This window comes from Pseudoalteromonas sp. US3C1004, from assembly GCF_048401065.1.
GTDB lineage: Bacteria > Pseudomonadota > Gammaproteobacteria > Enterobacterales > Alteromonadaceae > Pseudoalteromonas > Pseudoalteromonas undina.
Map to the genome: position 1 here is coordinate 559,125 of NZ_CP183074.1, position 26,154 is coordinate 585,278.

Annotated in this window: 22 protein-coding genes; 8 read left to right on the forward strand and 14 right to left on the reverse strand. The window is 37.4% G+C overall.

What is annotated here, in order from left to right; all coding sequences use genetic code 11:
- The first annotated feature begins 8 nt into the window (after positions 1 to 8).
- The 3 genes from ACNSN3_RS17860 (at position 9) to ACNSN3_RS17870 (ending at position 3,685) form a co-directional block, all read left to right on the forward strand.
- The gene (locus tag ACNSN3_RS17860) at positions 9 to 2,015 is read left to right on the forward strand and encodes a site-specific integrase (RefSeq protein ID WP_418609249.1); all 2,007 of its coding nucleotides are present in this window, start codon (positions 9 to 11) and stop codon (positions 2,013 to 2,015) included.
- A complete protein-coding gene (locus ACNSN3_RS17865; protein WP_418609251.1) occupies positions 2,012 to 2,629 on the forward strand; it encodes a hypothetical protein in 618 nt (205 codons plus the stop codon). The genes ACNSN3_RS17860 and ACNSN3_RS17865 overlap by 4 nt, the downstream gene beginning before the upstream one ends.
- A gap of 249 nt (positions 2,630 to 2,878) precedes the next feature.
- Positions 2,879 to 3,685 carry an ion transporter gene (locus ACNSN3_RS17870; RefSeq protein ID WP_418609253.1) on the forward strand — a complete coding sequence of 269 codons (807 nt, stop codon included), beginning with the start codon at positions 2,879 to 2,881 and terminating at the stop codon, positions 3,683 to 3,685.
- A gap of 171 nt (positions 3,686 to 3,856) precedes the next feature.
- Here the strand turns inward: ACNSN3_RS17870 and ACNSN3_RS17875 are convergent, their stop codons facing one another.
- From ACNSN3_RS17875 to ACNSN3_RS17915, 9 genes are read right to left on the reverse strand one after another with little or no spacing between them, the layout of a single operon-like run.
- Positions 3,857 to 4,879: a PIN domain-containing protein gene (locus tag ACNSN3_RS17875; protein ID WP_418609254.1), complete on the reverse strand. Its 1,023-nt coding sequence runs from the start codon at positions 4,877 to 4,879 to the stop codon at positions 3,857 to 3,859.
- 38 nt (positions 4,880 to 4,917) lie between these two features.
- On the reverse strand, positions 4,918 to 5,700 hold the full coding sequence (locus tag ACNSN3_RS17880; protein ID WP_418609256.1) for a M48 family metallopeptidase: 783 nt from the start codon (positions 5,698 to 5,700) through the stop codon (positions 4,918 to 4,920).
- A gap of 20 nt (positions 5,701 to 5,720) precedes the next feature.
- Positions 5,721 to 9,023: a type I restriction endonuclease subunit R gene (locus ACNSN3_RS17885; protein ID WP_418609258.1), complete on the reverse strand. Its 3,303-nt coding sequence runs from the start codon at positions 9,021 to 9,023 to the stop codon at positions 5,721 to 5,723.
- Positions 9,016 to 10,200, reverse strand: a complete 1,185-nt coding sequence (locus tag ACNSN3_RS17890) for an MBL fold metallo-hydrolase (protein WP_418609260.1) — start codon at positions 10,198 to 10,200, stop codon at positions 9,016 to 9,018. The genes ACNSN3_RS17885 and ACNSN3_RS17890 overlap by 8 nt, the downstream gene beginning before the upstream one ends.
- Positions 10,193 to 11,932, reverse strand: coding sequence for a hypothetical protein (locus ACNSN3_RS17895; protein WP_418609262.1), 1,740 nt, complete (start codon positions 11,930 to 11,932; stop codon positions 10,193 to 10,195). Before ACNSN3_RS17895 ends, ACNSN3_RS17890 begins: the two co-directional genes overlap by 8 nt.
- Positions 11,929 to 13,665, reverse strand: coding sequence for a HEAT repeat domain-containing protein (locus tag ACNSN3_RS17900; protein WP_418609263.1), 1,737 nt, complete (start codon positions 13,663 to 13,665; stop codon positions 11,929 to 11,931). The genes ACNSN3_RS17895 and ACNSN3_RS17900 overlap by 4 nt, the downstream gene beginning before the upstream one ends.
- A gap of 12 nt (positions 13,666 to 13,677) precedes the next feature.
- Positions 13,678 to 14,910, reverse strand: coding sequence for a restriction endonuclease subunit S (locus tag ACNSN3_RS17905; RefSeq protein WP_418609265.1), 1,233 nt, complete (start codon positions 14,908 to 14,910; stop codon positions 13,678 to 13,680).
- Positions 14,900 to 16,417: a type I restriction-modification system subunit M gene (locus ACNSN3_RS17910; protein WP_418609267.1), complete on the reverse strand. Its 1,518-nt coding sequence runs from the start codon at positions 16,415 to 16,417 to the stop codon at positions 14,900 to 14,902. The genes ACNSN3_RS17905 and ACNSN3_RS17910 overlap by 11 nt, the downstream gene beginning before the upstream one ends.
- A 27-nt stretch (positions 16,418 to 16,444) precedes the next feature.
- Positions 16,445 to 17,029, reverse strand: a complete 585-nt coding sequence (locus ACNSN3_RS17915) for a restriction endonuclease subunit S (protein ID WP_418609268.1) — start codon at positions 17,027 to 17,029, stop codon at positions 16,445 to 16,447.
- 728 nt (positions 17,030 to 17,757) lie between these two features.
- Here ACNSN3_RS17915 and ACNSN3_RS17920 point away from each other — a divergent pair.
- Entirely contained in the window at positions 17,758 to 18,111 is a 354-nt protein-coding gene (locus tag ACNSN3_RS17920; RefSeq protein WP_418609270.1) for a 5' nucleotidase, NT5C type, read from the forward strand.
- 163 nt (positions 18,112 to 18,274) lie between these two features.
- Here the strand turns inward: ACNSN3_RS17920 and ACNSN3_RS17925 are convergent, their stop codons facing one another.
- Entirely contained in the window at positions 18,275 to 19,093 is an 819-nt protein-coding gene (locus ACNSN3_RS17925; RefSeq protein WP_418609272.1) for a hypothetical protein, read from the reverse strand.
- A 440-nt stretch (positions 19,094 to 19,533) separates the two neighbouring features.
- Positions 19,534 to 19,869 (reverse strand): hypothetical protein, encoded by a 336-nt coding sequence (locus ACNSN3_RS17930; protein ID WP_418609273.1) that lies wholly within the window; start codon positions 19,867 to 19,869, stop codon positions 19,534 to 19,536.
- A 340-nt stretch (positions 19,870 to 20,209) separates the two neighbouring features.
- Here ACNSN3_RS17930 and ACNSN3_RS17935 point away from each other — a divergent pair, with 340 nt between their 5' ends.
- Together ACNSN3_RS17935 and ACNSN3_RS17940 are read left to right on the forward strand one after the other, a co-directional pair.
- Positions 20,210 to 21,775, forward strand: a complete 1,566-nt coding sequence (locus ACNSN3_RS17935) for an ATP-dependent nuclease (RefSeq protein ID WP_418609275.1) — start codon at positions 20,210 to 20,212, stop codon at positions 21,773 to 21,775.
- The gene (locus ACNSN3_RS17940) at positions 21,760 to 22,791 is read left to right on the forward strand and encodes a DNA helicase UvrD (protein WP_418609277.1); all 1,032 of its coding nucleotides are present in this window, start codon (positions 21,760 to 21,762) and stop codon (positions 22,789 to 22,791) included. Before ACNSN3_RS17935 ends, ACNSN3_RS17940 begins: the two co-directional genes overlap by 16 nt.
- Positions 22,792 to 22,813: 22 nt before the next feature.
- On the opposite strand, the gene ACNSN3_RS17945 is transcribed toward ACNSN3_RS17940, so the two are convergent.
- The 3 genes from ACNSN3_RS17945 to ACNSN3_RS17955 form a co-directional block, all read right to left on the reverse strand.
- Positions 22,814 to 23,137, reverse strand: a complete 324-nt coding sequence (locus ACNSN3_RS17945; RefSeq protein WP_418609279.1) for a tyrosine-type recombinase/integrase — start codon at positions 23,135 to 23,137, stop codon at positions 22,814 to 22,816.
- 17 nt (positions 23,138 to 23,154) lie between these two features.
- Positions 23,155 to 23,304: a tyrosine-type recombinase/integrase gene (locus ACNSN3_RS17950; protein WP_418609280.1), complete on the reverse strand. Its 150-nt coding sequence runs from the start codon at positions 23,302 to 23,304 to the stop codon at positions 23,155 to 23,157.
- A 449-nt stretch (positions 23,305 to 23,753) separates the two neighbouring features.
- Positions 23,754 to 24,002 (reverse strand): helix-turn-helix domain-containing protein, encoded by a 249-nt coding sequence (locus tag ACNSN3_RS17955; protein WP_290174059.1) that lies wholly within the window; start codon positions 24,000 to 24,002, stop codon positions 23,754 to 23,756.
- Between the two features lie 141 nt (positions 24,003 to 24,143).
- On the opposite strand from ACNSN3_RS17955, the gene ACNSN3_RS17960 reads away from it, so the two are divergent.
- Positions 24,144 to 24,662, forward strand: coding sequence for a hypothetical protein (locus ACNSN3_RS17960; RefSeq protein WP_418609282.1), 519 nt, complete (start codon positions 24,144 to 24,146; stop codon positions 24,660 to 24,662).
- A gap of 3 nt (positions 24,663 to 24,665) precedes the next feature.
- On the forward strand, positions 24,666 to 26,153 hold the full coding sequence (locus ACNSN3_RS17965; RefSeq protein WP_418609284.1) for a DEAD/DEAH box helicase: 1,488 nt from the start codon (positions 24,666 to 24,668) through the stop codon (positions 26,151 to 26,153).
- The last annotated feature ends 1 nt before the right edge of the window (position 26,154 follow it).

Sequence of the window (26,154 nt, forward strand, 5' to 3'; positions counted from 1 at the left end):
GATAGAAAATGTTTAATACAAATGTAAAAAAAACTCTTGTCCCTGATACTCCTTTATTAAACGACCAGTCACAAGATGTATTTTATTTATTTTCTTATCCGAAAAATCCAAGTGAAGAAAGTAAAGTTCATGAAATTGATTTTACCGATGCACGACATAAGGTATCAAAAGAGGACTTCGGTCTTCTGAAAGCTTTGTGGATTGAAATGTCCGGTGGAGTTGACCCTGTAACACGGGAAATCACAGGAAAACTAAATACAATCAGGGCATATGCTTCTAATTTGATGAGGCTCTTTGTATGGAAAGAGTCTCATTACCCTGATACACCATTGAGGCAATGGACTGAATCACACTGTCGAGAATTTATCGTTGATGTTTTGTTCAATCGTATTGCTTTTCACACCGAAGGTAGCACGGCAGAAAAAAACAATGCTACTAAAGAAATTGTGGGTAGAGGCCCTGTTGAAAGTGCATGTGAAATTTTGAGGAAATCTCAACGACTTTATGCTCTGGGTTTAGTTCATGATGGGTTGGCCTCTTCATTACCTGCTAGCTTCATTCAGGACACTGTTGAAGAGCATCTAGTAGCTAATGGAATTAGCTTTTCAAAATGGATAGACGGTGAAGGTTGGAGTTCAATTCCATTCGCGGCACATATGTTTAATTTGGCGCACGCGATTAACGTTATAGAAAGTGATGACTGTCGTATTTTGAGAGCATTTTTCAAACATCAGCAAAGCGAGTTATGTGTTTCTCACAACACCATGTTTTTTTCAGGTAGATATGACAAACCCAGCTCTTATGATGATTATTGTGCATCGCCAGATGTTACATCTTCTATTGGTGAAAAGAGAAAGACAAAGAGAAAGCGAAAGAAAGAATTTATTCTTAAATACAGCACTTTAAAACGAGCACTTGAAGAAGCGGCTGGTAAGCCTGTCAACAAATTTCCGTATACTTGGGAGGAGATCAAAAAAATATATCGTAAAGTCTTTAATGCTTGTTTAACGATAATTGTGGCACTGACAGGAGCAAGAATAAGCGAGATGAAAAACTTTTTTGCAGACGATTATCAGCAGGAAAGTGATGGTGTCTGGACATTTAAGAGCGATATAGTTAAAACCAATCATGGTGTTCCTGCTTTAAGGAGTATGGGGGGATTAGTCGCTAAGGCAGCAGATGTAATGTGTGATATGTCCTACATCCCTAAACGTAATCGCCCTGACGGGAAGCGCTTTCCTATTTTTTCGATGACACATCAACCTAAATTCTCAAATGGCACTAACGCAAGTGTTGCAAGTGGAAACACCTTAAGAACTAGCCTTCAAGATAATTATGACGATGCAATTGATAAATTTGGTGAGGAGTTAGCTGAACTTTGTGAAAAAGTTCACCCCCATATGTTTCGCCATACGTTCGCTGAATTTGCGATTCGTCGCTTTGATGGCCGTGTTTTTGAGGCGATAAGGCAGCACTTTAAGCATACATATCAGAGTAAATTCACAAAAGAATATGTTGGTGGAAAAGATAGGGAGTCGATAAAGAAAGGTGCTGAGCAACGCTACATCAGAGAACTGATAGAGAGAATGGCTTTGGATGTTAATGATTCATTTTCAGGAAGCTTGGCTTTGGCTATTCAGAGAAAGGTCAAAGATTGTATGGTAATTGAACCATCTGAAGTGGAGGCAGTTTTGACAGAGTTTGAAGAAAAAATTGTGGATATTACCGTTCATGAATATGGCATGTGCATGGTGTACACTGAAACTCAGTCTTTATCAAAATGCTTAGAGAAGGAAACTGGCTTACCGCAAATTGAAAATGGTTGTTTCGAGCTTTGCTCAGGGTGTGTTCATTATGTTAGCAGTGCTAATAGTCACAGAGAAGAGATCATTCGTATTGTTTTATCACATAAAGACTTTCTTGAAAAATTTCCTTTTAAAACTAAAGCACACAAGCTGAGTGAAGCAGCGGTCAGAAATGGCGAAAAGATCTTAAAGCAAATGAGGCGAACATGATTAATCTAAATGACTTTTCTATCGAAAATGAAGATGACCCCCAATTAGATACTGAGCTTCCTGACTACCCTGGTGATACCTCCTGGATGAACGAGCTGACGGCTAAACAAAGTGCGGTAGTCAAGAAAGTTACAGCTAGGTTTATTGAGGCTAGAGATACAATCATGGCCTCTGAAAAACCAAAGAGTTTGAAGATACGTGAACGAACAATTATAGCTGCCAAACTTGCTGAAATGGCAGTGGTTGATAAGTCAAATATCAGAAAAGATAGAATGGATATTATGCCCTTCAAAAAATATCTTGAACACTACAATGATACGCTGAACGCTATCTGGCAACAACGTTGCAATACTTGCAATTCAGGACGACGGTTATCAAGAAAGGAGCTTGAAGTTAAAAAAGGTGAATTGGAACTGAAGTATGAGCAAGAGTTAAACAAGAACTTAGTTGAATATTTTCAAGCTGCTTTGCATTCGGAGGTGGCTCAAAATCAGATTGAGACAGCGCAAAAGCTTAGAGAGCTGAAGATCGATTATGAAAAAGCTCAACAAACAATAGCTAATTTACGCTCTCAACTGCGAGAAATGACTATGCAGGTAAACAGAAAAAATTAAGGATTAGTTAGTTTATGCGTCGAGGTTAAAGGAGAATTAATCTCAAAAGTTCATTTTTTTTAGGCGTTTAGATTAAATTCTGTTGACAAACATATCACATATTCTTGAACTAAATATTAATAAATCCCCCTTAAAAAGTGATTGAAAATTTCGAGTCAACATTTAAAAAAGTAATTGCTAGTCCAATATAGGTCATTACTTCTATATAATTAACAAAATTTACTAGCTTAGATAAAAGTTGAACACTTAATGTACGAAAACATGAAAATAAAGCTGAATAAGCTCAAAAATAACAAAGCATTTGAATTATCAGTTGTAGCTGTAATTATTATCTCGGCACTAGAGATTGGGGCAAAAACATTTCAACTGCCCGACAGTGCTGTTTCAGTAACTCATATTTTAGATATATTCATAACATTATTCTTCCTCTTTGAGATTTCAGTTCGATTTATAGCTGATGATGATAAACGTAACTTTTTCAAAAAGGGCTGGAACATATTCGACACCTTAGTTGTTTTAATCAGTCTGATACCTATTAATGATAGTGAAATGGCTCTTCTAGCTAGATTAATTCGCGTATTTAGAGTTCTTAGGATGATATCGGTAGTACCCGAATTACGAGTTCTAATTAACTCATTGCTCAAAGCTCTACCTCAACTAGGCTATGTCATATTATTAATGTTTATTATTTTCTACATATATGCGGCCATCGGTAGTTTTATATTTAACGAAATTAACCCTAAATTATGGGGTGATATTGCGATATCTATGTTGACTCTTTTCAGAATAATGACTTTCGAGGACTGGACTGATATTCAATATGAAACGATGGAAGTGTATCCAATGTCATGGATATTCTACTTATCTTTTATCTTCTTCACAGCGTTTGCTTTCTTAAATATGGTGATTGGCATTGTTGTTAATGTAATGGAAGACGAACATGCTAAAATGCGCCAAGAAAAACAAGAGGCTTCAAACATTCCAACAATTGAAGATTTACATAAGGAAATTCACGAATTAAAGCAAATAATTAAACGTAACTTTCCAGACTCTTAATCAAAAAAATACAGGCTATAGGTATGAGCTAATACAGCTAAATAGAAAATTTTAGACGTAGTAGCTCATCTGTAAAAGCGCAAACGATGCTAACTCAGACTTGAACTTGCAGTTACCTATTTTGATATAGTGCTTGTCAGTTCAAGTACAGCTAATTTTTGCGAATACACATTATGTATCCAGCATATCCCATTCGTCTCCCAGTACCCACCTTAATGCCGATAACTTGCCATTTATCATTCCCCATTCAAAGTCATCTTTTGGAATAAGATCTGAATATTCCTTTTCAACTAATTTAGCAGATGACTTTGCCCGTACTAAAACATCTTCGTGTATGACTTTAGAACCTGAAGCTTCTGAATCAGGAGGTACTATTTCTATTTCACCTGAGCTAATTCTATTTAGTAAATTTAAATGTCGGTTGTACCAGATTTTCCTATCAAACTCTGTCATGTAGTCCAATATTTCAGAAAGAGATCTAGTTTCGTCCCCTTCCCAATTTAGCTCAAATTCATATTCCTCCAATAAAGCGTCATCGATTTTATTAACTGCGGAAACTAGATCTAGAAAGTAATAAGAATAGTCATCAAAAATATCAGAAAAATCTTCATGTGGTCGGCGTCTATCTGTAGCGCTAAAATCAGTGTAGTTTCCTGAAATAAAATAGAAATTACTATCTTCTAAATCATCATCATTGCTTTGAATACTTCTTTTAAAAGTACCAAATGACTCAATCAATAATGCATCAGCGAAGTTGTTCTTAGAGTTATGAAACGGCGCTTTTTTTTCCAGTGCTCTTTCTACTACTTTGAGTTTGATATCATCCGTAATTTCAAACTGAATACATTTATCCATAAAACTAATCAACCTGTTAGCTATTATGTCGGTCACATCAGACATTATTGGAAGTTTTGCATTTATCTCATTTAGCTCAGTTAAAATTGCTACTTGGTTGTCAGTACCATACTCTTTCACTACATTCTTAACTTGCTTAAATTCATGATCAAGCCGTTGACGAGCACTTTTAACGACGCGCTCTTTATTTCTAAAAAACTCATCTTTCACTAGTTGTGGAACTACAAAATGAACAGCACCGCTTTCATGAAGATCTTCTAATGCTGTAACAATATAATTTGCATTTCGATCTTTGGCTAAATTTAGCCAAATACACGTATCAATAAAAAAGTAATTCAATTTTTAGCTCCATTTCATAATCGTTTTACTAGCTAGATTTACTCATTCAAATACAACTCCGCCATGTCATCTAACTTAGCCTTAACTTCTTTCCAATTAGGCATCACTTGCGTTAGCAAGCGCCAGAACTTGTCACTGTGGTTGTGCTCAGCGATGTGACAGAGTTCGTGAAGGATAACGTAATCAATGCATTTCTTTGGGGCTTTAACAAGGTGAGGGTTTAGCATCAAGTTACCTTTAGTTGAGCAGCTTCCCCATTGTTTAGTCATCGCCATAATACGAAATGAAGGCAGTCCATCTACCCATGAGGCTTTTGGCAACATTGCTTGTAACCTTTCATGAAAAATAGCATTGGCTCGGTGGATGTACCACTTATCTAAAAGTGCTTTAATTTCAACCACCCGATCATCACAATCTTTTTTGAGGCTGACGGTTAATTTTCCTCTATGAAGCTTCACACTTGGTACTTGTTCAGCGTCAACAATCACCTTTAAAACATAGCGTCTGCCAAGGTAAAACTGTGTTTCCCCGCTAACGTATTTTCGTGGCAATACATACTCATGTTGAGCTGAAAACTCACAAATACTTTCCCAGATCCATCGAGCACGCTTTAGCATTGCCTCTCGAATAGATTCATGAGTTGCATCATGTGGTACGGTAGCAACAACCCTTTGATCTGGGTGTACTTTAATGACGACTTTCCTCGGCATTGGTTTAGCGTCATTTTTTTCGAAGGTACGGCGAATGATGTCATAGTTAATAACCTCATCACCGTACATGAACACACTTTGCTCTTGTGTTGTTTTTTTAATTTCACTCATTTAAAACAGCAACTTCATTATTATTTACGAGAAAGTCCTAATCGCGTGATCTTCAGCACTTCTTCAATAAGCCTTTGAGCATTATCAATACCAAGGTCAGCAAATAACATAGGAAGTAGCTTTACGCTGATGGCGTTTTCAATTTCACTAGGATTAATTGAATACTCTGCTACAGCGGTCTTAACTACTTCGTCAATATCGAAGGCATATTTCACAAGCTTATCTTCATCAATATTACTGCCTGTGTGAGCGTCTTTTTCTAATAATTGTTTAAATAATCCAAAATAAGCTTGGGCATGTTTATTCTGCTTACCATCAGTAAACGCACTCGGCATCCCTTCAACCTTGCGCTCTTTAACTTCTTGCTCAAAGTCGGCAAATAGCATGTATTGCTTCACTGGCGCATCAAACATAGCCTTGGTTTCATCTATCGCTTTTTTAAGTAAGTTTGAGAAATACTCTTGTGCATATGGATCATCAGCTAAGTCTTGCTCGATCATTTTAGTGATACGGCCTGTGATCTTATCTGTTTGATTTCGAGCCTCGTCGTCAGTTAGATCTTCAGGTTTCACATCTTTGCCCAAATTACCAACGAGGTATGCACCATCAGGCTCTTTTACTTCAATGCCTGCAATATGTTTATCTAACAACTGACGCACGTCTTCAGCATATTCGTCGTAGTTTACTGTTTCATTAGCAAGTTCACGAACCTGTTTCCTTAAGCTAACAAACATTTTTAGTGTTTCTTTATAGTGATCACGTTTGTTATCAAAACTCTTATCATCGAAGAAACTCGCCGATTGCAAAGCTACTTTCATACAGTTAGAAAAAGCTGTTAAGGCAGCGTAAAACTCATCTCGTTTTTTAAGGTTTTTATCTAAAAGCTGACCTTGAACATCTTCAATCTTAGGTGCAAGTGCCTGACATAAAGCAGCAGGATCTTTTTTGTTAGCAACACCGTCAAAAATAGCCCATAGATCGTTGTACAAACCTGGTAGCTTTTTATATTCAGTATCCATTCGGTTATACAAACCTTTAAGATCATCAACATCAAAGCCATTTTGATTACGCTCAGCAAGTTCTTGATACTTCTCAATCGTCATATCAAGCTCTTTCAAAATGCCACGATAATCAATTAAGTAGCCGAACTGCTTTTTACTGTGTAAACGATTTACACGAGCAATAGCCTGTATCAAGTTGTGCTCTTTGAGAGGCTTGTCGATATACAGTACGGTATTTTTAGGCTCATCAAAACCAGTTAGCAGTTTATCTACAACAATCATGATGTCAGGGCCATCATCACGGCCATAGTCTTTGATTATTGCCTTGGTGTATTCTTTTTCATCTTGCCCATAAGTTTCGGCAACATTATTCTTCCACCAGTTTTGAACAATATCTTTACTTTCTTGATCAACTGCCTCGTGCCCCTCTCGCGTATCAGGAGGAGACATTGCAACAACTGATGTTACTTTACCTATTTTATCTAAAAGCTCCTTATAGCGAATTGCAGAGCCTTTAGAGTCACATGCTAGCTGGCCTTTTAAACCTTGCTGCTTAAAATTTTGGAAATGATCAGAAATATCGTGTGCAATTAGCTCAATTCGACCCTCTGTTTGATAGATCTGACCTTTCTGAGAAAACTTCTTCTTTAAATCGGTTCTTTGTTTTTCTGTGAGCTTTTCAGTAATGCGGTCAAACCAGGCATCAATAGCTTTGTCATTCACATTAAGGTCAGCAATACGCTCTTCATAAAGCAGCGGTGTTACCGTTTTATCTTCAACCGCTTGCTGCATGGTATAAGAGTGGATAATAGAGCCAAATTTGTTTTCAGTCTTATCGTCTTTTAGCAACGGCGTACCAGTGAAAGCAATAAATGCGGCTTTTGGTAATGTTTGCAGCATACGAATGTTGTTTTCACCGTTTTGGCTTCGGTGGCCTTCATCAACCAAAACTAAAATATTCGGGCTATCGTTATAACATTCGTCATATTTAATCGCTGAACCAAACTTATTAATGATTGAGAAGATAACTCGCTCATTACCTTTACCTATTTGCTCTGCTAAGCGTTTGCCTGAAGTTGCCATTGCATCTTTTTTATCGCGCTCGCTGAGTACACCACCGGAGGCAAAAGTGCGGCTCAATTGATCTTCAAGGTCAACTCGGTCAGTGACAATAATCACGCGACATTGTGAAAGTTCTCGCAACCAAATCAATGCTTTTGATAAGAACACCATAGTAAATGACTTTCCACTTCCTGTGGTGTGCCAAATTACACCGCCGTTGCGTGCACCTGGGCGTTCGCCTGTTTCATCAAAGCTGGTAATGCGCTCTATCAGTGCTTTAATACCAAACACCTGCTGATAACGCGCGACAATTTTGCCAGCTTTTTGATCAAACAAAGTGTATAAACGTGCCATCTCAAGAAGGCGATCTGGTCTCAATAAACTAACAATTAGTCTGTCTTGATCTGTTACAGCGAGGTCGCCACCCGCCAATAGAGATAAATACTCATCTTTAGCAGCGGCAGGTCGGTGGTTGAAAATAGCATCCAACTGCTCGGTGCTTAACCCTGCATTTTTTAACCGAATAAACTCGGCTTCAATGATTTCTTCTTCCTTCCATTTCGCCCAAAACTTTTCAGGTGTGCCGCAGGTCGCGTAAAAGCCCTCATGTCCATTCACTGCGAGCAGTAATTGGCTGTAAGCAAACAGGTGTGGTATTTCTTTGTGGCCCTGGTTTCGGATTTGTTGAGAGACCGCTTCGCTTAAAGTAGATTTCCCTTCAGTTGAAGAGTCAGGGCGCTTCGCCTCAATCACTACCCAAGGCAAGCCATTAACAAAGCAAACAATATCTGGAATGCGGTTACCTGTGCCTTCACTGTTTTGCACCACCATTTCTTCAGTAAAGTGAAAAAAGTTATTGGAAGGTGTTTGCCAATCAATCAACTGAATGGTTGGCGATGCTTTTTTACCATCAATAAACTCCGTTACCCCAATGCCATACATCATTGCGTTGTATAACTTTTCATTCGCGCCTTTTAAACCCTCGTTCATTGCAGGGTTTAGGTCATGCATAATTTTATCGATGGCAGCATCTGAGAGCTTATGGTCTTTACCAGCAAACGGAAATGTTTGTTTGCCCAAAAACTCACGTATAACGGGCAACAACATCACTTGGCTTGTTGATTTTCCCGCTACCGAATTTCCCCTAATGACCTCACAACCATTAGGTGGTATAAACGAATAACCAAGCTTGCTTAGGAGTGTAAGCGCTGGTATTTTTGAGCTAAACTCTTCTTTGAAATTTGCTATGTGGTTACTCATTAGAAAAACTCTCAACAGTATATTTGGCTTTCATTTTCGCTCTATTGAAAAACTTAATTTCATGCACAAATTTGGATTTTGGGTGTTCGTTAACTAATACAGGCTTCGAGCCATCAAGAGATAGTTCATTGACTACTTCCGTTGAGGGGTGACCATAGTTATTAGACGTGCCATATGAAATAGGACATATAAGAAAAGGATAAAATTTATCTAAAGAGGTGATATCAAAGTTATGTTTAGAACCGTGGTGAGGAATCTGAACTATTGTAACATCTTGTGCATATTCGTAAAAAACCTCACCGACGTTTACTTTGTTTAAATCAGTATCGCCTGTGTATATGCAACCACTAAAAAAACAACAATTATTAGGGTGACAGGTATCAGGAGTGCAATCGCAAGTAAAGTTGTATTCCTGATTTTTAATATCCTTCGTGAGGCATCTATTATCTAATCCAGAGTAAACAAGCATTGAATTTTCATTCACGTTACCATTTAATCGCGTATAAATTTTTCTTAATTTTTTTCTTAAACTTGGAGTTGAAATGTTTTTAATAGAATATTTAGCATTACTCTGTAGTTGTTGGACATCAAATTTTTCGCGTTTTAATTCTCTAACCAATGCTTTAGAGCGACTTTGGTTTTGGTGATTATAGGGGACAAAAATCCAGCTGAAATTTCCACCCAGACTTAATCTACTTCCGCTATCAATTTCTCTGTCTTTTTTCAATCCTCTAGGTAGCTCAAAAAAATTAAAACTTATGCTGTCATTAGAGTTTTCTTTAGCGTTTGGGCGAATATAGATTACTTCTGTTGCATTCCCAAAGAAAGACTCAGGACTGTCGATTAAAGTGATAATATTTTGAGATAATGCTCTGTTAATATTGATTAAAATTTTTTTATGATTGATGTCCAGTAGGGGCAAAAATACTCGTTTAATCGTTCTAACAGAGTCCCTTAAGGTCGCGATTCCAGAAACGTGATCATAATCAAAGTGAGATATAAATAGCGCATCTATATCTTCATCTTTTGTAAACGCTGTTTCTATAACTGATTTTGCATACTTAGTTAGTGGCATTGCTCCACAGTCATATACAACATTAAAATTGTCATGTTTTTCTGAATAAAAGCCTCCCTGCCCAATGGGATGAAATGTTCTAACTACCTTGTAGTCATTCATTAATTTCACCTTCTAGTTCAGTTTGACCTGCTGTTCTTTGCTTATAAATATCGATAATAAAGTGCATTGGTACTGGCAACCTGTAATGTCTGCATCCAGTTAAGATAATCGGCCAAAAAGAGAATTGAAAAGCAGACATATCATAAACCTTATTTGATTGGTCGCACTCATTAACCAACTGTTTAATCAACTCTTCTGGTTCTTCAGTTACGCAAACATCAGATAACGTTGCACCATGCATTTTATCGAAACGGTAAAAGTGTTCTTCGGAAGAGTCATCAAGAAAATACACTTGAAAGTTACAGTGCGGTAAAAACTCTTCTTTAATTTTTTTAACTATTTCATATGGCTCTGAAAACCCCATAATCGCTGAAAAGGTAGATATATATGGGTATAAGATTGAACCTTTAGTAACGCTCTTTCTATACTCTTCGGTTTTATCAATGGGGTGTTCTATTAATTCAGCATAGCTTTGAATTGTAGTTGGGTATTTATCACCAATCTTAAACATTTGATATATCTCTCGGGACATATTGCTTAACCAAGAGTTGATATCACGCCAATGTTTATGATCGAGAGAAAGGAACCAAATAGCTAATGCTAAATCGATAGCTTGCTCATCTTTGTATGGTGTAAACAAAATAGGATTGTTTACGATTAACTGCTTAATGCTATCTTGATATTTAGTTACTGCTTCTGAAAAAAATCTTTCAGCTTCTACATTTTCATTACTAACTTGGCTTAAATACCAGTATGACCAACAACCTGTTAGGGCTAACCTACCTAGCACATCGAACAACTTTAAGTTTACATCTGTTGAACAAGACGGATTTACTGCATGTGATAAAGCATACAAGTTATTGCAATGAGGTATTATTTTTTCTTCAATGTACTGATTTGATACTTGTAAATTTAACTTAAGAATTGAATCCAAAGTTGTCATTGTTGAAACTGCTACCTTGTTTTTTTTGCCAAACGCAAACTTTGCTGCTTCCCAGGCATTTAGCATCGTAAATTCTGCTGATAGAAATGCGCTCTCTAGGTTATCCTCATCTCTGCACCATGAGTATAATATCCAAAGGCATAAATATAATTGGCGAATACCCGTTAAAATATCTTTTGGCTTTTTATCATCAGTACAAGTGAGACTAATGGCAAGCTGGCTAAAGTGTTTGAAAGACACTTCTGGCTCGTCAATCATCGCCAATGACTTGCGAAGTAAACTGCGACAGTTCTTAGGTAACAGTTCCTCACGAAGCATATGTTGCTCGACTAAATCAGCAAGCCTGTCACCATTCCATTCAGAAAAACTTAAATCATCTGCTTTTAATTTTCCTAAAAACATACTTACGTTAGATCTTACTTCTTCTTTAACTTCACCACCAAAACATAAACAAATTTCAACAGGGCTTTCATTGTACTCTGCTGGAATACGGGTCGGAATGAATACATCAATAATTTCATTAATGGACGGGCGTAAATCTTGTGGATTTGTACTATCCCAATCCCTACGGTCTAGATCGCCAGACTTTACCGAAAATAAATATACCTTACTTTCTGATTCACTAGACAACTTACCAAAAGCACCAACATCCACACCATATTGTCTGCTGCCAACACCTGGTTTCAAAAAAACTTCTAAGCCCATTTGTGATAGTAAATCAGGTAATAAAGCATCCAACTCGCCTCGTTCTTTCAAAGAGGCTAAATATTGTCTTATCACTAACTTCATGAGGTACAGCCCTCCGCTTTAAACTGCCAGATCATATTTTCTAAACCGTGAGGGTCAAGATTGTGCATTGAGGCAAACTCAAATGATGTACTGATTTCATTAAGAGGAATTTCCTGACGGGTCTTTTGCTCGCCATGGTGTACATAGTGAATCGACTTGTTTCCATAGAGCAATACTGACTCATTTCCACCTAACAAAGAGGTAAGGACCGACTTTTTTCTAGCCTGTTTCATCGATTCATTCATTAACTTATTGTGATGCCGCCAATATGTATGCCTATCCTGCTCGCTAGGGCTTAATTCGTTTATTTTAAAAGCCGCTTTTACTGATACTTGGTATTCTTCGTATTCAGATAGCACATCCGTTGCAACCTGTTTAACCCTGTCTTCTTTTGACTCATTCAATGCTTCCAAATGATCTCGAATACTTCCTGGGTAACTCACACAGAGAGGATGAAAAATGAGTTGCTGAATATCTGCTAATTCATCATCAGGAGCATCAAAAACTAACGACTCAATTAAGCTAATTGCTGTTTTAGGCTGATTGAAGAACCATCCACAAGCTTTTCTCGCTAAGAAAAGGTGTACGCCTTTGCTTTCTTTGGTCACGATGGCACGATCAAAGCCAATAGACATGCCTTTATCTAAATCCCGAAGAAGGTCATAAGCGTATTTCCCTAGCTGAATTCTTTTTGATAACAACCATCTTGTAAGTAATGCGGATAGGTATGTATCTCGGTGGTTATGTAGTTCCCGAACAAAACTATTAAAATACTTTACTGATAATTTGTACTCGCTTAATTCGAAAAAATGCTCTAAAAAAAGCACACAATCATTGAATCGATTGTTTTTTAATATTCGCTCCAAAGCAAAATCAATATTATTGATAGTGCCTTTATTCTCTGGCTTGGTATGACAGCAAATATTCAACAACTTAGGTTCAACATTACTACTTACCTTTTTTTCATCATAAAATAATATTTCTGAGGCAGCATGAATATAACGATCATCTAATCGATCTGAATGCGTGTTTAAAAAATCTAAGAACAAGCATTCTAAATCATCAGACTGAGAAACAACGGTAAACATCGCTCGCATTGATGTCGCCAAAATCACATCAATTGGTGAAGACATTGATGATTTAGTGATAGCTATTGCAACTGGTTCCAAGAGCGTCTTGTCTTGGAAGTTAATTCTACCTAATGCAAAAATGGCTCTTTGTTTAATTAACTCATTTTCATGAGTAAGCAGTTCAATAGCTTGATTTACATAAGTAACCTCATCATTACTTGCACCAGCTTCAATAGCAGTAGTTAAATGGTCAAAGTCTTCATCACTATTGGTTAAAGCAATATCCAAAAGAGCATTGGCTCTACCAATGTTTTTTTTACAAAACTCTTTAAATGGCGACAAAAGCATGTAAGCAGCCATATCTTGGCCAGCTTCTAGCGTAAGATGTTTCACACATTCAGCTACGTCATTTACCGGAGCATTTATATTAGGTAAAACTTCTTCGAAAACTCGCCTTACTGAAAAGAAGTCATGATTTTCAGGGGTATTTTTAAAGCTATGAAATAACTCTACAAGGTTTAATTTCCCTGTATTATGCAATTCAGCCAAAATGCTAGGTAGAAGCTTTTCACCTTTTCGGTCTTGATAGTAAATGTCTTGGATGAACTCAAAAAAGTTGCCATCCATATTAGCTTTTAACAGTTTTTCTCTAAGTTCATCCATAATTATGATTCCCTATAATGATACTCTACGCTTGCCAGTTAATAACTGCTGCATTAACGCTTTTTTCTCTTGTTTTAAGTCAGCAAGTTGTTGATGTAGTATTTCAATTTCTTGGTCTGCATTGCTAAGAACAGAGGCAATTTTTTTCTGCTCGTCAACTGCTGGTACATAAATTTTAATTCTTTCAATATCTTTATTACTGATGTTGGGCTGTGCTCCACCAACAGCATCAATTAATATTTCATGCTGCACTTTGGGTAATTTAAGCAGTTGAAATAAATACCGATTGGTAGTTCGGTTTTTTTTGACATCAAAACGACCAACGCGTTGATTTAAGTAAGCAAAGTCATGTGATTGATAGCAGCCTACCTTTCCTGTAGTTGCTCCAGACATCGCAATTAAAATATGCCCTTTCTTAACCTTGAACTTTTCAAATTTATCATTTTCTAAAATAAACACGGCTGAATCTAAGCAAATTGAATAATCAGGTTTTATATTTGAAATTTTAACAAGTGGAATACCCTCTTGTTTAAACTCTTCACTTTTAAAAGCATTACCACCGATAACTTTTACAAGTTGACTTAACTTAACTTCTTCCCACTCTCCCTCAAACGGTTTACCCGAATCATCAAATAGTCGCTTTTTACCTGTGAGCAGCTGTTGCATTAGTGCTTTTTTCTGCTGCTTGCTGTTCTCAATTAGGCGCTCAGTGGTGCCAATAGCTTTATCCCAAACTGATATAATTTTGGCGATTTTATCTTCTTCTTCTTTGGAAGAAGCTGTCATCAGCGGTAACTCAGATAGAATTGCGGTGTTCATGTTGGGCATAGTTTGTCCAACAGCGTTCTGTTCAAGCCACCGTTTTACCGCATTCTTTTGTAAGAAGTAGGACAAGAATAAGGATGAATGCTCTGAGTTTGGTGTTGCTTTTAAGCACCCTGTTCCACATATTCCAACTTCATCACCTTCTTCAATCAGCGCAAATCGACTGACATCACCACGACGGCTAAATAAAATATCTCCGCTCTTTAAAAAGTGCTTTGATAAATCAGCAGCTCTATTAGCAGGTATTTTCGCAGCCGACTTGTAATCAGCTCTTTGACTAATCAAGTCCTTCGGCATTAAAACAGGTATGCCCTCTTCAGTGTATTCATGTGCATGTAACTGACTTCCAAAGGGGCCTGTCTGTAGATTACCTGAACATACTTCCCCTAAAGAAGTCAATTTCCAGCCATTAGGCACCATAACCCAACTCCTTTAAGTAGTTTTCCATCTTTACTTCTAAAGACTTTAATTCAGTCTGAAGCTCAACGCGTTCAGTGCGAACCGCCACTAAATCAATCTCAGCTTCTTCTTCAAAGGTATCTACATAGCGAGGAATATTAAGGTTAAAGTCGTTTTCTTTTATCTCATTTAAACTTGCCAGGTATGCATATTTATCAACAGTTTCGCGAATTTTATAAGTGTAGATAATTTTTTGAATGTTCTCAGAGGTTAACTGGTTTTGGTTTTTTCCTGATTTAAATTCTCGGCTGGCATCAATAAACATGACGTTTTTATCAGTTTTGTTTTTCTTGAAAATAAGAATGGCTGCTGGAATACCTGTACCGAAGAAGAGTTTTTCCGGTAAGCCAATTACAGCATCGAGTAAGTTTTCTTCAATAAGCTGTGTACGGATTTTGCCTTCAGATGATGCTCGGAAAAGTACACCATGAGGCACTACCACCCCCATGCGCCCTGACTCTGGTTTAAGAGTTTCAATCATATGGCTGATAAACGCGTAGTCCCCTTTGGTTTTAGGCGGCACACCGCGGCGAAAACGGCCAAACTCGTCATTAGCTGCACCTTCAAAACCCCATTTATCGAGTGAGAATGGAGGGTTTGCAGTAACAATGTCGAAGTGAAGTAAACCTGTACCTTCTTTATCTAGAAGCATAGGGTGGCGAATGGTATCGCCCCATTCAATACGGTGGTTGTCTTCGCCGTGTAGGAACATATTCATTTTAGCAAGTGCCCAGGTAGAGCCAATCGCCTCTTGCCCGAATAAAGCATACTTTTTAGAACCTGAATTCTTGCGCACCATAGCGCCACATTTCATTAATAGTGAGCCTGATCCACATGCAGGATCACATATTTGGTCGCCTTCTGCTGGTTCTAAAATGGTGGCAAGCAAATCTGAAACTTCCGGTGGCGTATAAAATTCACCTGCTGACTTACCGCTACTTGCGGCAAAGTGCTTAATAAGGTATTCGTAGGCATTACCAATGATGTCTAACGAGCCAACGCGACTTGGGCGTAAGTTAAGAATGTCTTTACCAAAGTCCTCTAAAATATGACGAAGAATATCGTTCTTTTGCTTCTCTTGACCTAGCTTGTCAGTATTAAAACTGATATCTTGGAACACGTTTTTCAGTTTAGTACCGTTCGCTTCTTCTATGGCATGTAGTGCTTGGTCAATACGTTGGCCGTTACCTGCTTCATGACGTTTCTCGTATAGATCCCAAAAACTAGCACCTGTAGGTAATACAAAGCGTTGCTTTGCCATCATTGCGTGAATTAGTTCAGGGTTGTCTCCATATTGCTCTACAAGCTTGTCGTATTCATCTTGGTATACATCAGAGATGTACTTTAAGAACAACATGGTTAAGATAAAATCTTTATATATAGAAGGGTCTACTGTTCCTCTAAAGGTATCGCAGGCATTCCATACCGCCTTATTAATAGCGTCTTGGTTAATTTGTGTTGTTACCATCTTTTGAGTCCTTAATTTAAATTCTTTTTAGCCCTGATTTTCAGAGCCTAATATTTCTTTAGCGATGCCTTGCATTTGTTTTGCTCTGTTCTCAATTAGAGCACTTAGAATGCGTTTTTCCTGTTTAACTTTGTTATCAAACTCGACGATAGCTTGCTGCTTTTCGAGAGTTGGAATAACAAGCGAAGTTGCTTCTAATACAGCTCGTCTAATGCTCGTTTGTGCGCTTCCCTCAGCAGAGTTTGCAAAGTACCGCTGGGCACCATCTTGGTTTAGCTGCCAAGCTACAAATTCAGGTAACACTGATTTATCGGTTACTTGAATTAAAAAATAATGTGGGGCACAAACCGTTGGTTTATCAATCTCGCCAACACAACCTGCTAAGTTACGACCACCACGAGCCGCAAACAGCACATCGCCTTTTTGTAACCAATCAGGTGTTTTACGCCCTGTAATATTTGTGCGAATGAGTTGATGCCACTGTATGATTCCATCGTTATCAATATCCCTGATCTGCACCGCATGAGCGTTACCTTCCTTATCTTCAGGTATCTTTCCCCTAAAAGGGTGGCCAGCTTTGACAATCGCAATATCAGATAATGTTTTATTCACTGTTAATTGCACCATATAAATGATGCATTAAAGATAGCGACAGATGATTATTTAGTCAATACTTATTTTGCATCTTTTCGATGGTGCAATTATTTGCTGTTTTTGAAAAGGGCTGAATTTCTTATGGATTAAGCTTTAACTATTAATTTATTTAGTTTGATATTAATTTCTAAGGATTTTTGTTGCATATTCCGGTCTACCTGAACAATTGCGCATTTTTATTCGAACCACCAATAATTTTCATCTGAACCAAGCGGATAATGAGACTGGAACAACCCTTGATGCTGGGCTGTTCTGAGCGTAAAAGTGGGACGTATAACGAATTGATATTAAAGGAAAAAACTTTATAGTTGTTTGTTATCTAGGTAAAAAGAGGTGAAAATAAACCTGTATCGCATTGCACAGGCGTATTTTTTGCGGATAAACATAGGGAGCTTTAATTTTACTGCTTCAACATAATATTGCTTTTTTTCATTATTGTGTCGGATATTTGTTATTAATAGTGCTATTTTTCACTATTGTGAATAATCACTAATTGAACTCAGCTTCCATATTCGATCATTCTTTCTTGCCCGTAGGGTTAATATTGCAATTGAAAAAAGCATCACGTTATCAAGCTAAGTAGACCTACTTCGACCTCTCTAATGATAATCACGCGAAAAAAGCTATCGTTCAAGTAAACTGTTTGCCCATAATTTGGGGCCTTCAATAATTTCGGTGGAAACGACATGCTGACAATTTACATCGATATGGACGATGTGCTGTGTGATTACTCTTCAAAAATCAAAGAGCACAAACATAAAAATCCTGACAATCCTTTCCCGCAAAGTGTACCTGGCTTTTTTCGAAGCTTAGAACCAATGGATGGCGCTTTAGCAGCAGAAGAACAGCTAAGGAAAAAAACGAATGTTGAAGTCTACATACTTACCGCACCATCAACGAAAAATCCTTTGTCGTATACAGAAAAAAGGCTTTGGGTCGAAGATAAATTCGGTTACGAAATGACCCACAACCTAATCATTTGCAGTCACAAAGGTTTACTGAAAGGCAATATATTGATTGACGACCACGCCAGCGCGTAGAGGCCAAGAATTCTTTGAAGGGCAACTCATTCACTTTGGACATAAAGAGTATCCTAATTGGGAAGCTGTATTAATGAACTTGCCAATTAAGAGCAGCAATTCTGGAGTTAAGGCAGTAGAGCTATTGTTTAACTACCTCCAAAAACATATTTCTTTGCTTTTTTCATCTGGCTTTGTTGCTGTAGCGATTTCTTATAACTCTAATTGCTTCACCTGTTGCAATTTTGGTGTCTGGTAAATCGAGGACAACGTTAATAATATCTGCCATTGCTTCATTACTAAATCGAAAGTTAGTTGGTAAATCATTTATATCATCAAACTTTTCGTCAAAAGCGATTACGTAGTCTTTAAAGTCAGACTGCCGCCCATTAATTACATGCTCTGGAAATTGACAATGCGTGGGATAAGGTTGCGCTTCTTCGAACTGTCCTATAGCTGATACCAAGTCGGCCAAACTCGGCCAGTATTTCAGGTCGTATTGATAAGTCAGTGATTTTAGTTTTTCTGATACGTGAGATTCATATAAATAATTGCCCTCGCTAGCCATATCAAATAAGCCGTCAATAAACTGATACTCTGGCTTGGAAAAGCCACTAGTTTCGAAAAGTTCTGCTCGTTTACGGAGCTTAGATGCTAGCTCAGATGCTAATTCAACAATATCTTCCCCAAGCTCATTTAGCTCCTTAAATTCACTTCGAGCTTTCATAACATCATTTTTATTGAAATCTGCACTAAACCAAATATGCTCAAGTATTAACCAGATGTAAGAATTCTCAGGAGGATAACCTTCAAATTTATCAGCGTAACCAAATCTATCAATTAACTCGCTAAATGGACTTTTTAACTCTTCTGCACGTTCAATCATTCGCTCCAAGATAGGCCAGTAACTCATCCAAATAGGTTGTTCACCTTGATAACTTTTCAGCTCTCGTTGAATAAAAGCTTTGCAAAAATCTGTCGGGGTGTTTTTTGGTAATGTCATTTTTATGTTTCCTTATTTAAGTTTTCCAACAGCATATCTGCCCACTATGAGTCCGTCCGTATCTAAAGAAAAAATTATTGTTTACCTTGAGATCGAAGCATAATAAGCCCCGCATTAGCGAGGCTTCAGCTTCAAATAAGCGATTAATTTATAACCCCGATAATTTGAAAGCTTAGCAATAATCCCCATGCAAATAGAAGGGCCAAGTTTATTCCCATCAGAGCCTTTTTTAATTTCGATTTAAGAAAATAACCAGCGCTTAAAGTAACTAATATCAAGGAAACAACACTTCTAATAGTGCTAATCTGAAGAAATAATAGCTGACCATACTCTCAATTTTTTTATAGCATCTCGGACATGTCTATAGATTCTAATGAAAAGTAACCCACAGAACATATCGTACCGATAAAAACCACTAGTAAAATAAGCTTTTGCATTTTTTATCTATTATCCTGTTCTTTGAGCTTTTTGGATTCTATACGGCCAGACACATTAACAACTTTTAATTGCCCAAACCTTGTTGACGATTCTGTTTTATCGGAGAAAGGATTTCTTGATTCACTATCAACAGTAACTTCAGAAGTTTGTGTTTGTTCTAACTTACTTTCAACACTAGACCTGCCCTCTTCACTTTCAGCCGCAATACACCCTATTGTACATCCTTGTTTATGCAACCTGAATAAGTCTCTACCAGTTGCATCATGAGTGTCATCGCCATAAGTTGCATCACGAGGCTCAAGCCTATAAAACCATCTCTTGGTGTATGAAAATATCATATATACCAGGCTCTATTGGCGCACCAAAAGGTTTGCCACCTGACTCAGCATTTATAACAATTCTTTCTTTGGTATCCCTATCCCTCATACCCAATTTACCAGTTGCATTGTTGGATACAGCTCGTACTTCTCTACCATCGGGGTCTATGTATTTATACGGATTATTAGCGTATGCATATCTATTAAAGTTATGTACATTAGTAAATCCAACTGGATCATAGTTTCGTGCCTGCATATACATTAGTTACATATACGATCCAACAAGCCTAGCTTTAACTATCTGGTTATTAATAACAATGATAAAGTACGTTTAGACATTAAGCTTACAGGGAGTTGGTTTGTGAAAAGTATACAGAAGATAAAACTATTCAATTTTAAAAGGTTTCGTGAGTTTGAAGTTGAGTTTACTGAAGATTTAAACGTTCTCATTGGTGATAATGAAGCAGGGAAAAGTACGCTGCTGACAGCTATCGAGTTGGTTATTAGTGGGAGTAGAAATAAAGTAGACGTAATTGGGCTAGAGAGTATTTTCAATAAGAACATTACCAATCAGTTTCTAGCTGGGGATAAAAGCGTTGCTAATCTTCCTGTCGTTATAGTCGAACTTTACCTGTCCGAACAACATAACCCAGACATTCACGGGAAAAATAACTCTGATGGAACAGCATCTGATGGCCTTCGACTAATCTGTGAGCCAAATGAAGATTTACTTGCTGAAATGCAACAAGTGCTGGCTCAGGATTCAGATAATTTTCCTTACGAATATTATTCAGTTAAATTCACTACATTCGCAGGTGAGTCTTATACTGGCTACCGTAAATTTATCAAACACTTATCATTAGATAGCTCACAAATAAATAGTGAATATGCTACAAGAGAGTATATAAAAACAGTATACGAATCGGTCTTAGAACACCCTGAACGAATCAACTTAAGAAACCTATATCGGCAGCAAAAATCAGACTTTAAGGATGAACATCTTAAAGGTATAAATGACCAATTAAATGATTATCAGTTTGCTATCCGCTCTAACTCACGAGCAAATCTAGAAACAGACGTCATAATTACGGAAGATGATGTCCCATTAGAAAATAGGGGTAAGGGTCGTCAATGTTTTATTAAGACTGAGTTCGCACTAAAACGCTACGGGGTTGAGCTAGACATTGATACTCTGCTACTTGAAGAGCCAGAGAACCACCTTAGCCACACCAATATGAAAAAGTTAGTGACCAGAATAGCAGAATCACAAGCAAAACAAATATTCATCGCAACCCATAGCAATCTAATTACTTCAAGGCTAGACCTTCGAAAATCGATTCTACTTAATAGCACATCACAAAGACCTGTCCTGTTAAAAGATTTACCTGCTGATACGGCTAAATTTTTTATGAAAGCACCTGACAACAACATATTAGAATTCATATTGTCGTCCAAAGTTATACTTGTTGAAGGTGATGCCGAGTATATTTTGATTGATGCAATTTATAGCATTGTAACAGGCTCTTCATTGGAAGCAGATGACGTGCATGTCATATCTGTTGGTGGCACTAGTTTTAAACGCTATTTAGATTTAGCCATGCTACTGAATATTAAAACTGCTGTGATCAGGGATAACGATGGGGACGCACAAGTTAATTGCATTGAGAATTATGCAGATTACACTGCTGACAACATTAAGATCTTCTTTGACACAAATAATAGTAATTCCACATTTGAAATTTGCTTCTATGAGTTAAACACTGCTGTTTGCGAAGAGTTATTCGCACCAGGCAGGAGAACACTATCAGTTCAGGATTATATGCTAAAAAACAAGGCTGACTGCGCATACGAACTACTAGATAAAAAGTCTGAACAAATCCAGTCACCTGAATATATTACAGAGGCTCTGCAATGGATAAGAGAGTAATATTTGCAGTTGCAGGTTCTGGCAAAACCAGTCATATCATAAACAGTATAGAAATTGACTCTAGAGTATTGCTCATCACATATACTGACAATAACTTAGCCAACTTAAAAAACAGGGTTATTAAAAAGTTCGGTAAAATACCATCAGGGGTGAAGATTTACTCCTATTTCACTTTTCTCTATAAGTTTTGTGTAAAACCTATACTAGGTTTAGAGAATAAGGCAAAAGGAATAAACTGGGATGTACCTCCGGCCTTCACTCTCCGACTAGCAAGAACTAATCCTAAATTTTATATTGATAGACACAAAAGGTTGTATCACAACAGAATAGCCAAATATCTTGAGTTTCATGGGGTTATAGAAGAAGTTATCGAGCGGCTCGAAAAGTATTTTGACCTTGTATGCATTGACGAAGTTCAAGATTTTGGTGGTCATGATTTTAACCTTCTTTGTTCACTTGCCTCTGCAAGAACAGATATTCTAATGGTCGGGGACTATTTCCAACATACTTTTGACACAAGCAGAGATGGTAATGTTAATGCTAATTTGCACAAAGACTATCAAAAATATAAGGGTAAGTTCGAAGCTGCTGGTCTAGTGGTTGATGAAGAGCTGTTATCTAATAGCTTCAGGTGTAGCCCTACCGTATGCCAATTTGTTTCGAACGATGTGGGTATAGTTATTGGGTCAAATCGAACCGACAATACACCTATAGAGTTCGTTGAGTGCAAAGATAAAGCAAATCATATATTTAATTGCAACGATACAATTAAGTTATTTTATCAGTCGAGCAATCGCTACCCTGGCGTGACTAATAATTGGGGTGCAACAAAGGGACAAGATTGTTACAACGATGTATGCGTTGTTTTAAACCCGACCACTTTAAAAAGGTTTCGGGAAGGTGCTTTACCAGAACTACCACAGCAAACGAAGAATAAACTATATGTAGCAATAACAAGAACTAAGGGCAGTTTATACTTCGTCCCAGAAAACCTATACAAGGAATTTAGGGTATAAGGCCATAGTTTCTCTACAGTAATTAATCAAATAAGCCACTATCGCTTTGTGCAGATGGGTGGATATCAAAATACACCGCACTCAATTTTGCTCTGCTAACATGGGTATATATTTGGGTGGTGGATATGTCGGCGTGTCCAAGTAATTCTTGGACATGTCTTAGGTCTGCATCATTTTCAAGCATCTCGGTTACTGTTGAGTGTCGATACAGGTGACAAGCTCTAGGGCGTTCGATGCCAGCTAACTTGACGTATTGAGATGCCATATCAGAAAGTTTGCCTAGTTTATAACGTTTACCATTGTTGGCAAGAAACAACGAGTTACCAGAGCCAATAAAGGCGAACATTGGCCTAATCTTGCCAATTATAGAACTAGCCACTCCAATGCCCGTTTACTGATGGGTATTAGCCTTTCTCGCTTCCCTTTGCCATGTACTCGAATTAGCTCGTTCTGAAAGTCAACATTGTCTAAATTGAGTTTTATGAGTTCCCCTCTGCGTATCCCATTGAACACATCCCAAAATGGCCGATTAAACAAAGGATTAAAAGTACGAAACCTTATTTGGCTGTTAAAAAAAAACTGAATAACACTCGGACATACGCAGACAAAAGGCAATTCCTTATTTAGGCATTGCTGTTAGTCACAGTTTCTTACTTACGTTTAACAAGTAAATACCTGTAATTGAATTTTTTCTTGATGATCTAGAAAGGTAAAATAATTGTCTTTTTTTAATTTTCAATCAGTGTTCCAACTACTTTGGTTTGAGGGTTCCAACTAAAACGTTTCGCTGTTACAGATACGGAAGATCTGATGGTTCAATTAGCCGGACTATGCATTTCTGATTGAGTGAATAGTGAATAATGAATAATGAATAATGATGATTAGTGGTTCATTTTAGGTAGTATCAAAACTCAAAGCGTGAGGACAACATTGAAATATGAATTTTAGTCACTGCATAAAAGTTATTTAATTTTTACGCCATTAACTTCTGGAAGTATTTCTGAGAGTGGGCATTCAAGTGCAGCGGCTAACGCATAGACTTTAGCAAGTGTGATTTTATAAGAGCCGCTTTCTATTTTACTTAAGTAACTTCTATCGAGATTAGCTTTACCGCAAAGGTCTTCTTGTTTCATACCTATTTTAGCTCTGGCTGCTCTTAAATTTCTTCCAAATTGAATAGCTAAATCATTATCAAAATTTTCGTCACTCACTTGTGGTTTCCTTCAAGTAAAAGGATATATGTTCCCACGTTGTTAACTGTAAATGTATAGCGTATACTCCACACTATGTTGTGTATACTCCTCATTGAGTGGTGTATACTCTAAATTTAGGTGCTTGAATTGGATTAAATAATGGATAGCTCAACCTTTAATCAGATTTTAGTTTTAAAAAACATAGATCATTTCTCGGCTGTCGAGATTAGAACTGCTTATCTTTCTATCAAAAGGGATGAGGGGTTAGATCCTGCTTCTGTGCGACGTTTTGTATATGAAGAGCTTTTAAAATTAGTTAAAAAAGGTTGGTTGAAAAAGAGAACATCAGCTAAGAAAGGGGTTACTCGTTATATAAAAACTGAACAATTTAATCATTATTATCTAAAAGATTTAATTAGGTCTAAAGAGATTATAAATTTAAGCGATGCTGATGAGTCAAACTATTTTAAAACGTTAGCTAACCGCTTGAATCAGTATAATTCTGAGCTTCTTGAAGGTTTAGGTGCTGTTAATGAATATATTGCGCTTAAAGATATTTACCCTGAAAGATATGTCGCATTAAAGCAACGCTACATGGCAGTTCAGGAAAACAACCATATCTTAAAAGGAAAGATTTCAGTGTTGAACGAACTTATTAAATCAACAAAAGAGAAGTAATAAATGAAACTAAGGAATTGGCAGTCAGAATGCATTCACTCTGCAATTTCTAAATATAAGTCAAAGAAGCACTTTTTAGCACTTGCTACACCTGGTGCTGGCAAAACAGTGATGGCCTCTGTATTAGCTAAATTGATGTATGACCAAGGTGACATTGATCTTGTACTTTGCTTTTCTCCTTCATCAATCGTCGCGCATGACTTTAGTGAAGCGTTAGGTGAAAAATTCGACGCACATTTTGACGGCACCATTGGCGCGTTAGGCAATTCATTTACTTATCAGGCATTGGGCACACTAGACAATAAGGTCTGGCGCTTATTTGAAAAATATCGCGTGTTTGTGATCTTTGATGAGATCCACCACTGTGCTGGTTCAAATATAAAAGATGCTAACGCTTGGGGTAAGCCGATAATAACAACTATTAAAGAAAAAGCGGCTTTCACAATCGCATTAACTGGCACCCCGTGGCGATCTGATGCGCTACCAATCGCACTTGCGGAATACTGTAATGAGTCAGAGCAAATACAATGTGATTACGTATATGGCTTAAAACAAGCGATTGCTGACAATGTATGCCGAATACCACAAGTAGTCGCATTAGATAATGACCAGATTACTGTTGTTGAGGGTGATGAAACGAGTCACTTCACTAGCTTTATTGACCTGCTATCACAATCAATTATTCCATATTCTGAGATTGTGACAAACACGAGCGTGATAGAGCAACTACTAATTCACTCTAGTCATAGGCTAAATGAGCTTCGAGCCATAAATAAAGAAGCAGGTGGGTTAATCGTTGCCTCCTCCATTGCTCATGCATGGCAGATACAGCTAATTTTAAAGCAGACTATTGGAGAAAGCGCACTTGTTGTTACTAGCGATGAAGGTAATGCAAATGATCTCATTCGATCTTTCAGGTTTAGCCAAGATAAATGGATCATCAGTGTTGGAATGATCTCAGAAGGCACGAACATACCGCGCCTTCAGGTATGCTGCTATTTGTCTAACGTAAAAACAGAAATGAATTACCGACAAGTAATGGGACGCTTGCTACGCATTACCAATGCACCTAACCAACAGGCATTTTTGTTTATGCCAGCCGAACCAAAGCTTATTGAGTATGCTTATCGAGTAGCCCAGGACATCCCTGATGGGTTAGCAAAAGTAAAATTCGCTCAGATGGATGAAGAGATAACTACCGAGGCTCATCATGCCTTAGATGATGATATAGATATTGATGATGAAATCTCTACTGATATAGAAGCAGCTAAAGCAATTATAAGTATTGGAGATACATTAATGCATACCGAGGAAAGCCCAACCTCTTTTACAGATCTTCTACCAAGTGAAATAGCCATATCAACCGATAAGATCATGGGGATATTTGGTAAGTTTAACCACAAAGAGCTTGAAATTGACGGCTTCGATCAACTGATCATTTCAGAGCAATCAATGACAAAACTCAACCAGCTTAGCTCTGAAGTATTTTAGA

Excerpts from the sequence above, each read along its gene's own strand:
- ACNSN3_RS17940 (WP_418609277.1), top strand. The coding sequence starts at position 21,760 with ATGGATAAGAGAGTAATATTTGCAGTTGCAGGTTCTGGCAAAACCAGT.
- ACNSN3_RS17880 (WP_418609256.1), bottom strand. The coding sequence starts at position 5,700 with ATGAGTGAAATTAAAAAAACAACACAAGAGCAAAGTGTGTTCATGTAC.
- ACNSN3_RS17900 (WP_418609263.1), bottom strand. The coding sequence starts at position 13,665 with ATGGATGAACTTAGAGAAAAACTGTTAAAAGCTAATATGGATGGCAAC.
- ACNSN3_RS17865 (WP_418609251.1), top strand. The coding sequence starts at position 2,012 with ATGATTAATCTAAATGACTTTTCTATCGAAAATGAAGATGACCCCCAA.
- ACNSN3_RS17860 (WP_418609249.1), top strand. The coding sequence starts at position 9 with ATGTTTAATACAAATGTAAAAAAAACTCTTGTCCCTGATACTCCTTTA.
- ACNSN3_RS17905 (WP_418609265.1), bottom strand. The coding sequence starts at position 14,910 with ATGGTGCCTAATGGCTGGAAATTGACTTCTTTAGGGGAAGTATGTTCA.
- ACNSN3_RS17910 (WP_418609267.1), bottom strand. The coding sequence starts at position 16,417 with ATGGTAACAACACAAATTAACCAAGACGCTATTAATAAGGCGGTATGG.
- ACNSN3_RS17885 (WP_418609258.1), bottom strand. The coding sequence starts at position 9,023 with ATGAGTAACCACATAGCAAATTTCAAAGAAGAGTTTAGCTCAAAAATA.
- ACNSN3_RS17920 (WP_418609270.1), top strand. The coding sequence starts at position 17,758 with ATGCTGACAATTTACATCGATATGGACGATGTGCTGTGTGATTACTCT.
- ACNSN3_RS17965 (WP_418609284.1), top strand. The coding sequence starts at position 24,666 with ATGAAACTAAGGAATTGGCAGTCAGAATGCATTCACTCTGCAATTTCT.
- ACNSN3_RS17890 (WP_418609260.1), bottom strand. The coding sequence starts at position 10,200 with ATGAATGACTACAAGGTAGTTAGAACATTTCATCCCATTGGGCAGGGA.
- ACNSN3_RS17870 (WP_418609253.1), top strand. The coding sequence starts at position 2,879 with ATGTACGAAAACATGAAAATAAAGCTGAATAAGCTCAAAAATAACAAA.
- ACNSN3_RS17895 (WP_418609262.1), bottom strand. The coding sequence starts at position 11,932 with ATGAAGTTAGTGATAAGACAATATTTAGCCTCTTTGAAAGAACGAGGC.
- ACNSN3_RS17930 (WP_418609273.1), bottom strand. The coding sequence starts at position 19,869 with ATGATATTTTCATACACCAAGAGATGGTTTTATAGGCTTGAGCCTCGT.
- ACNSN3_RS17925 (WP_418609272.1), bottom strand. The coding sequence starts at position 19,093 with ATGACATTACCAAAAAACACCCCGACAGATTTTTGCAAAGCTTTTATT.
- ACNSN3_RS17945 (WP_418609279.1), bottom strand. The coding sequence starts at position 23,137 with ATGTTCGCCTTTATTGGCTCTGGTAACTCGTTGTTTCTTGCCAACAAT.
- ACNSN3_RS17960 (WP_418609282.1), top strand. The coding sequence starts at position 24,144 with ATGGATAGCTCAACCTTTAATCAGATTTTAGTTTTAAAAAACATAGAT.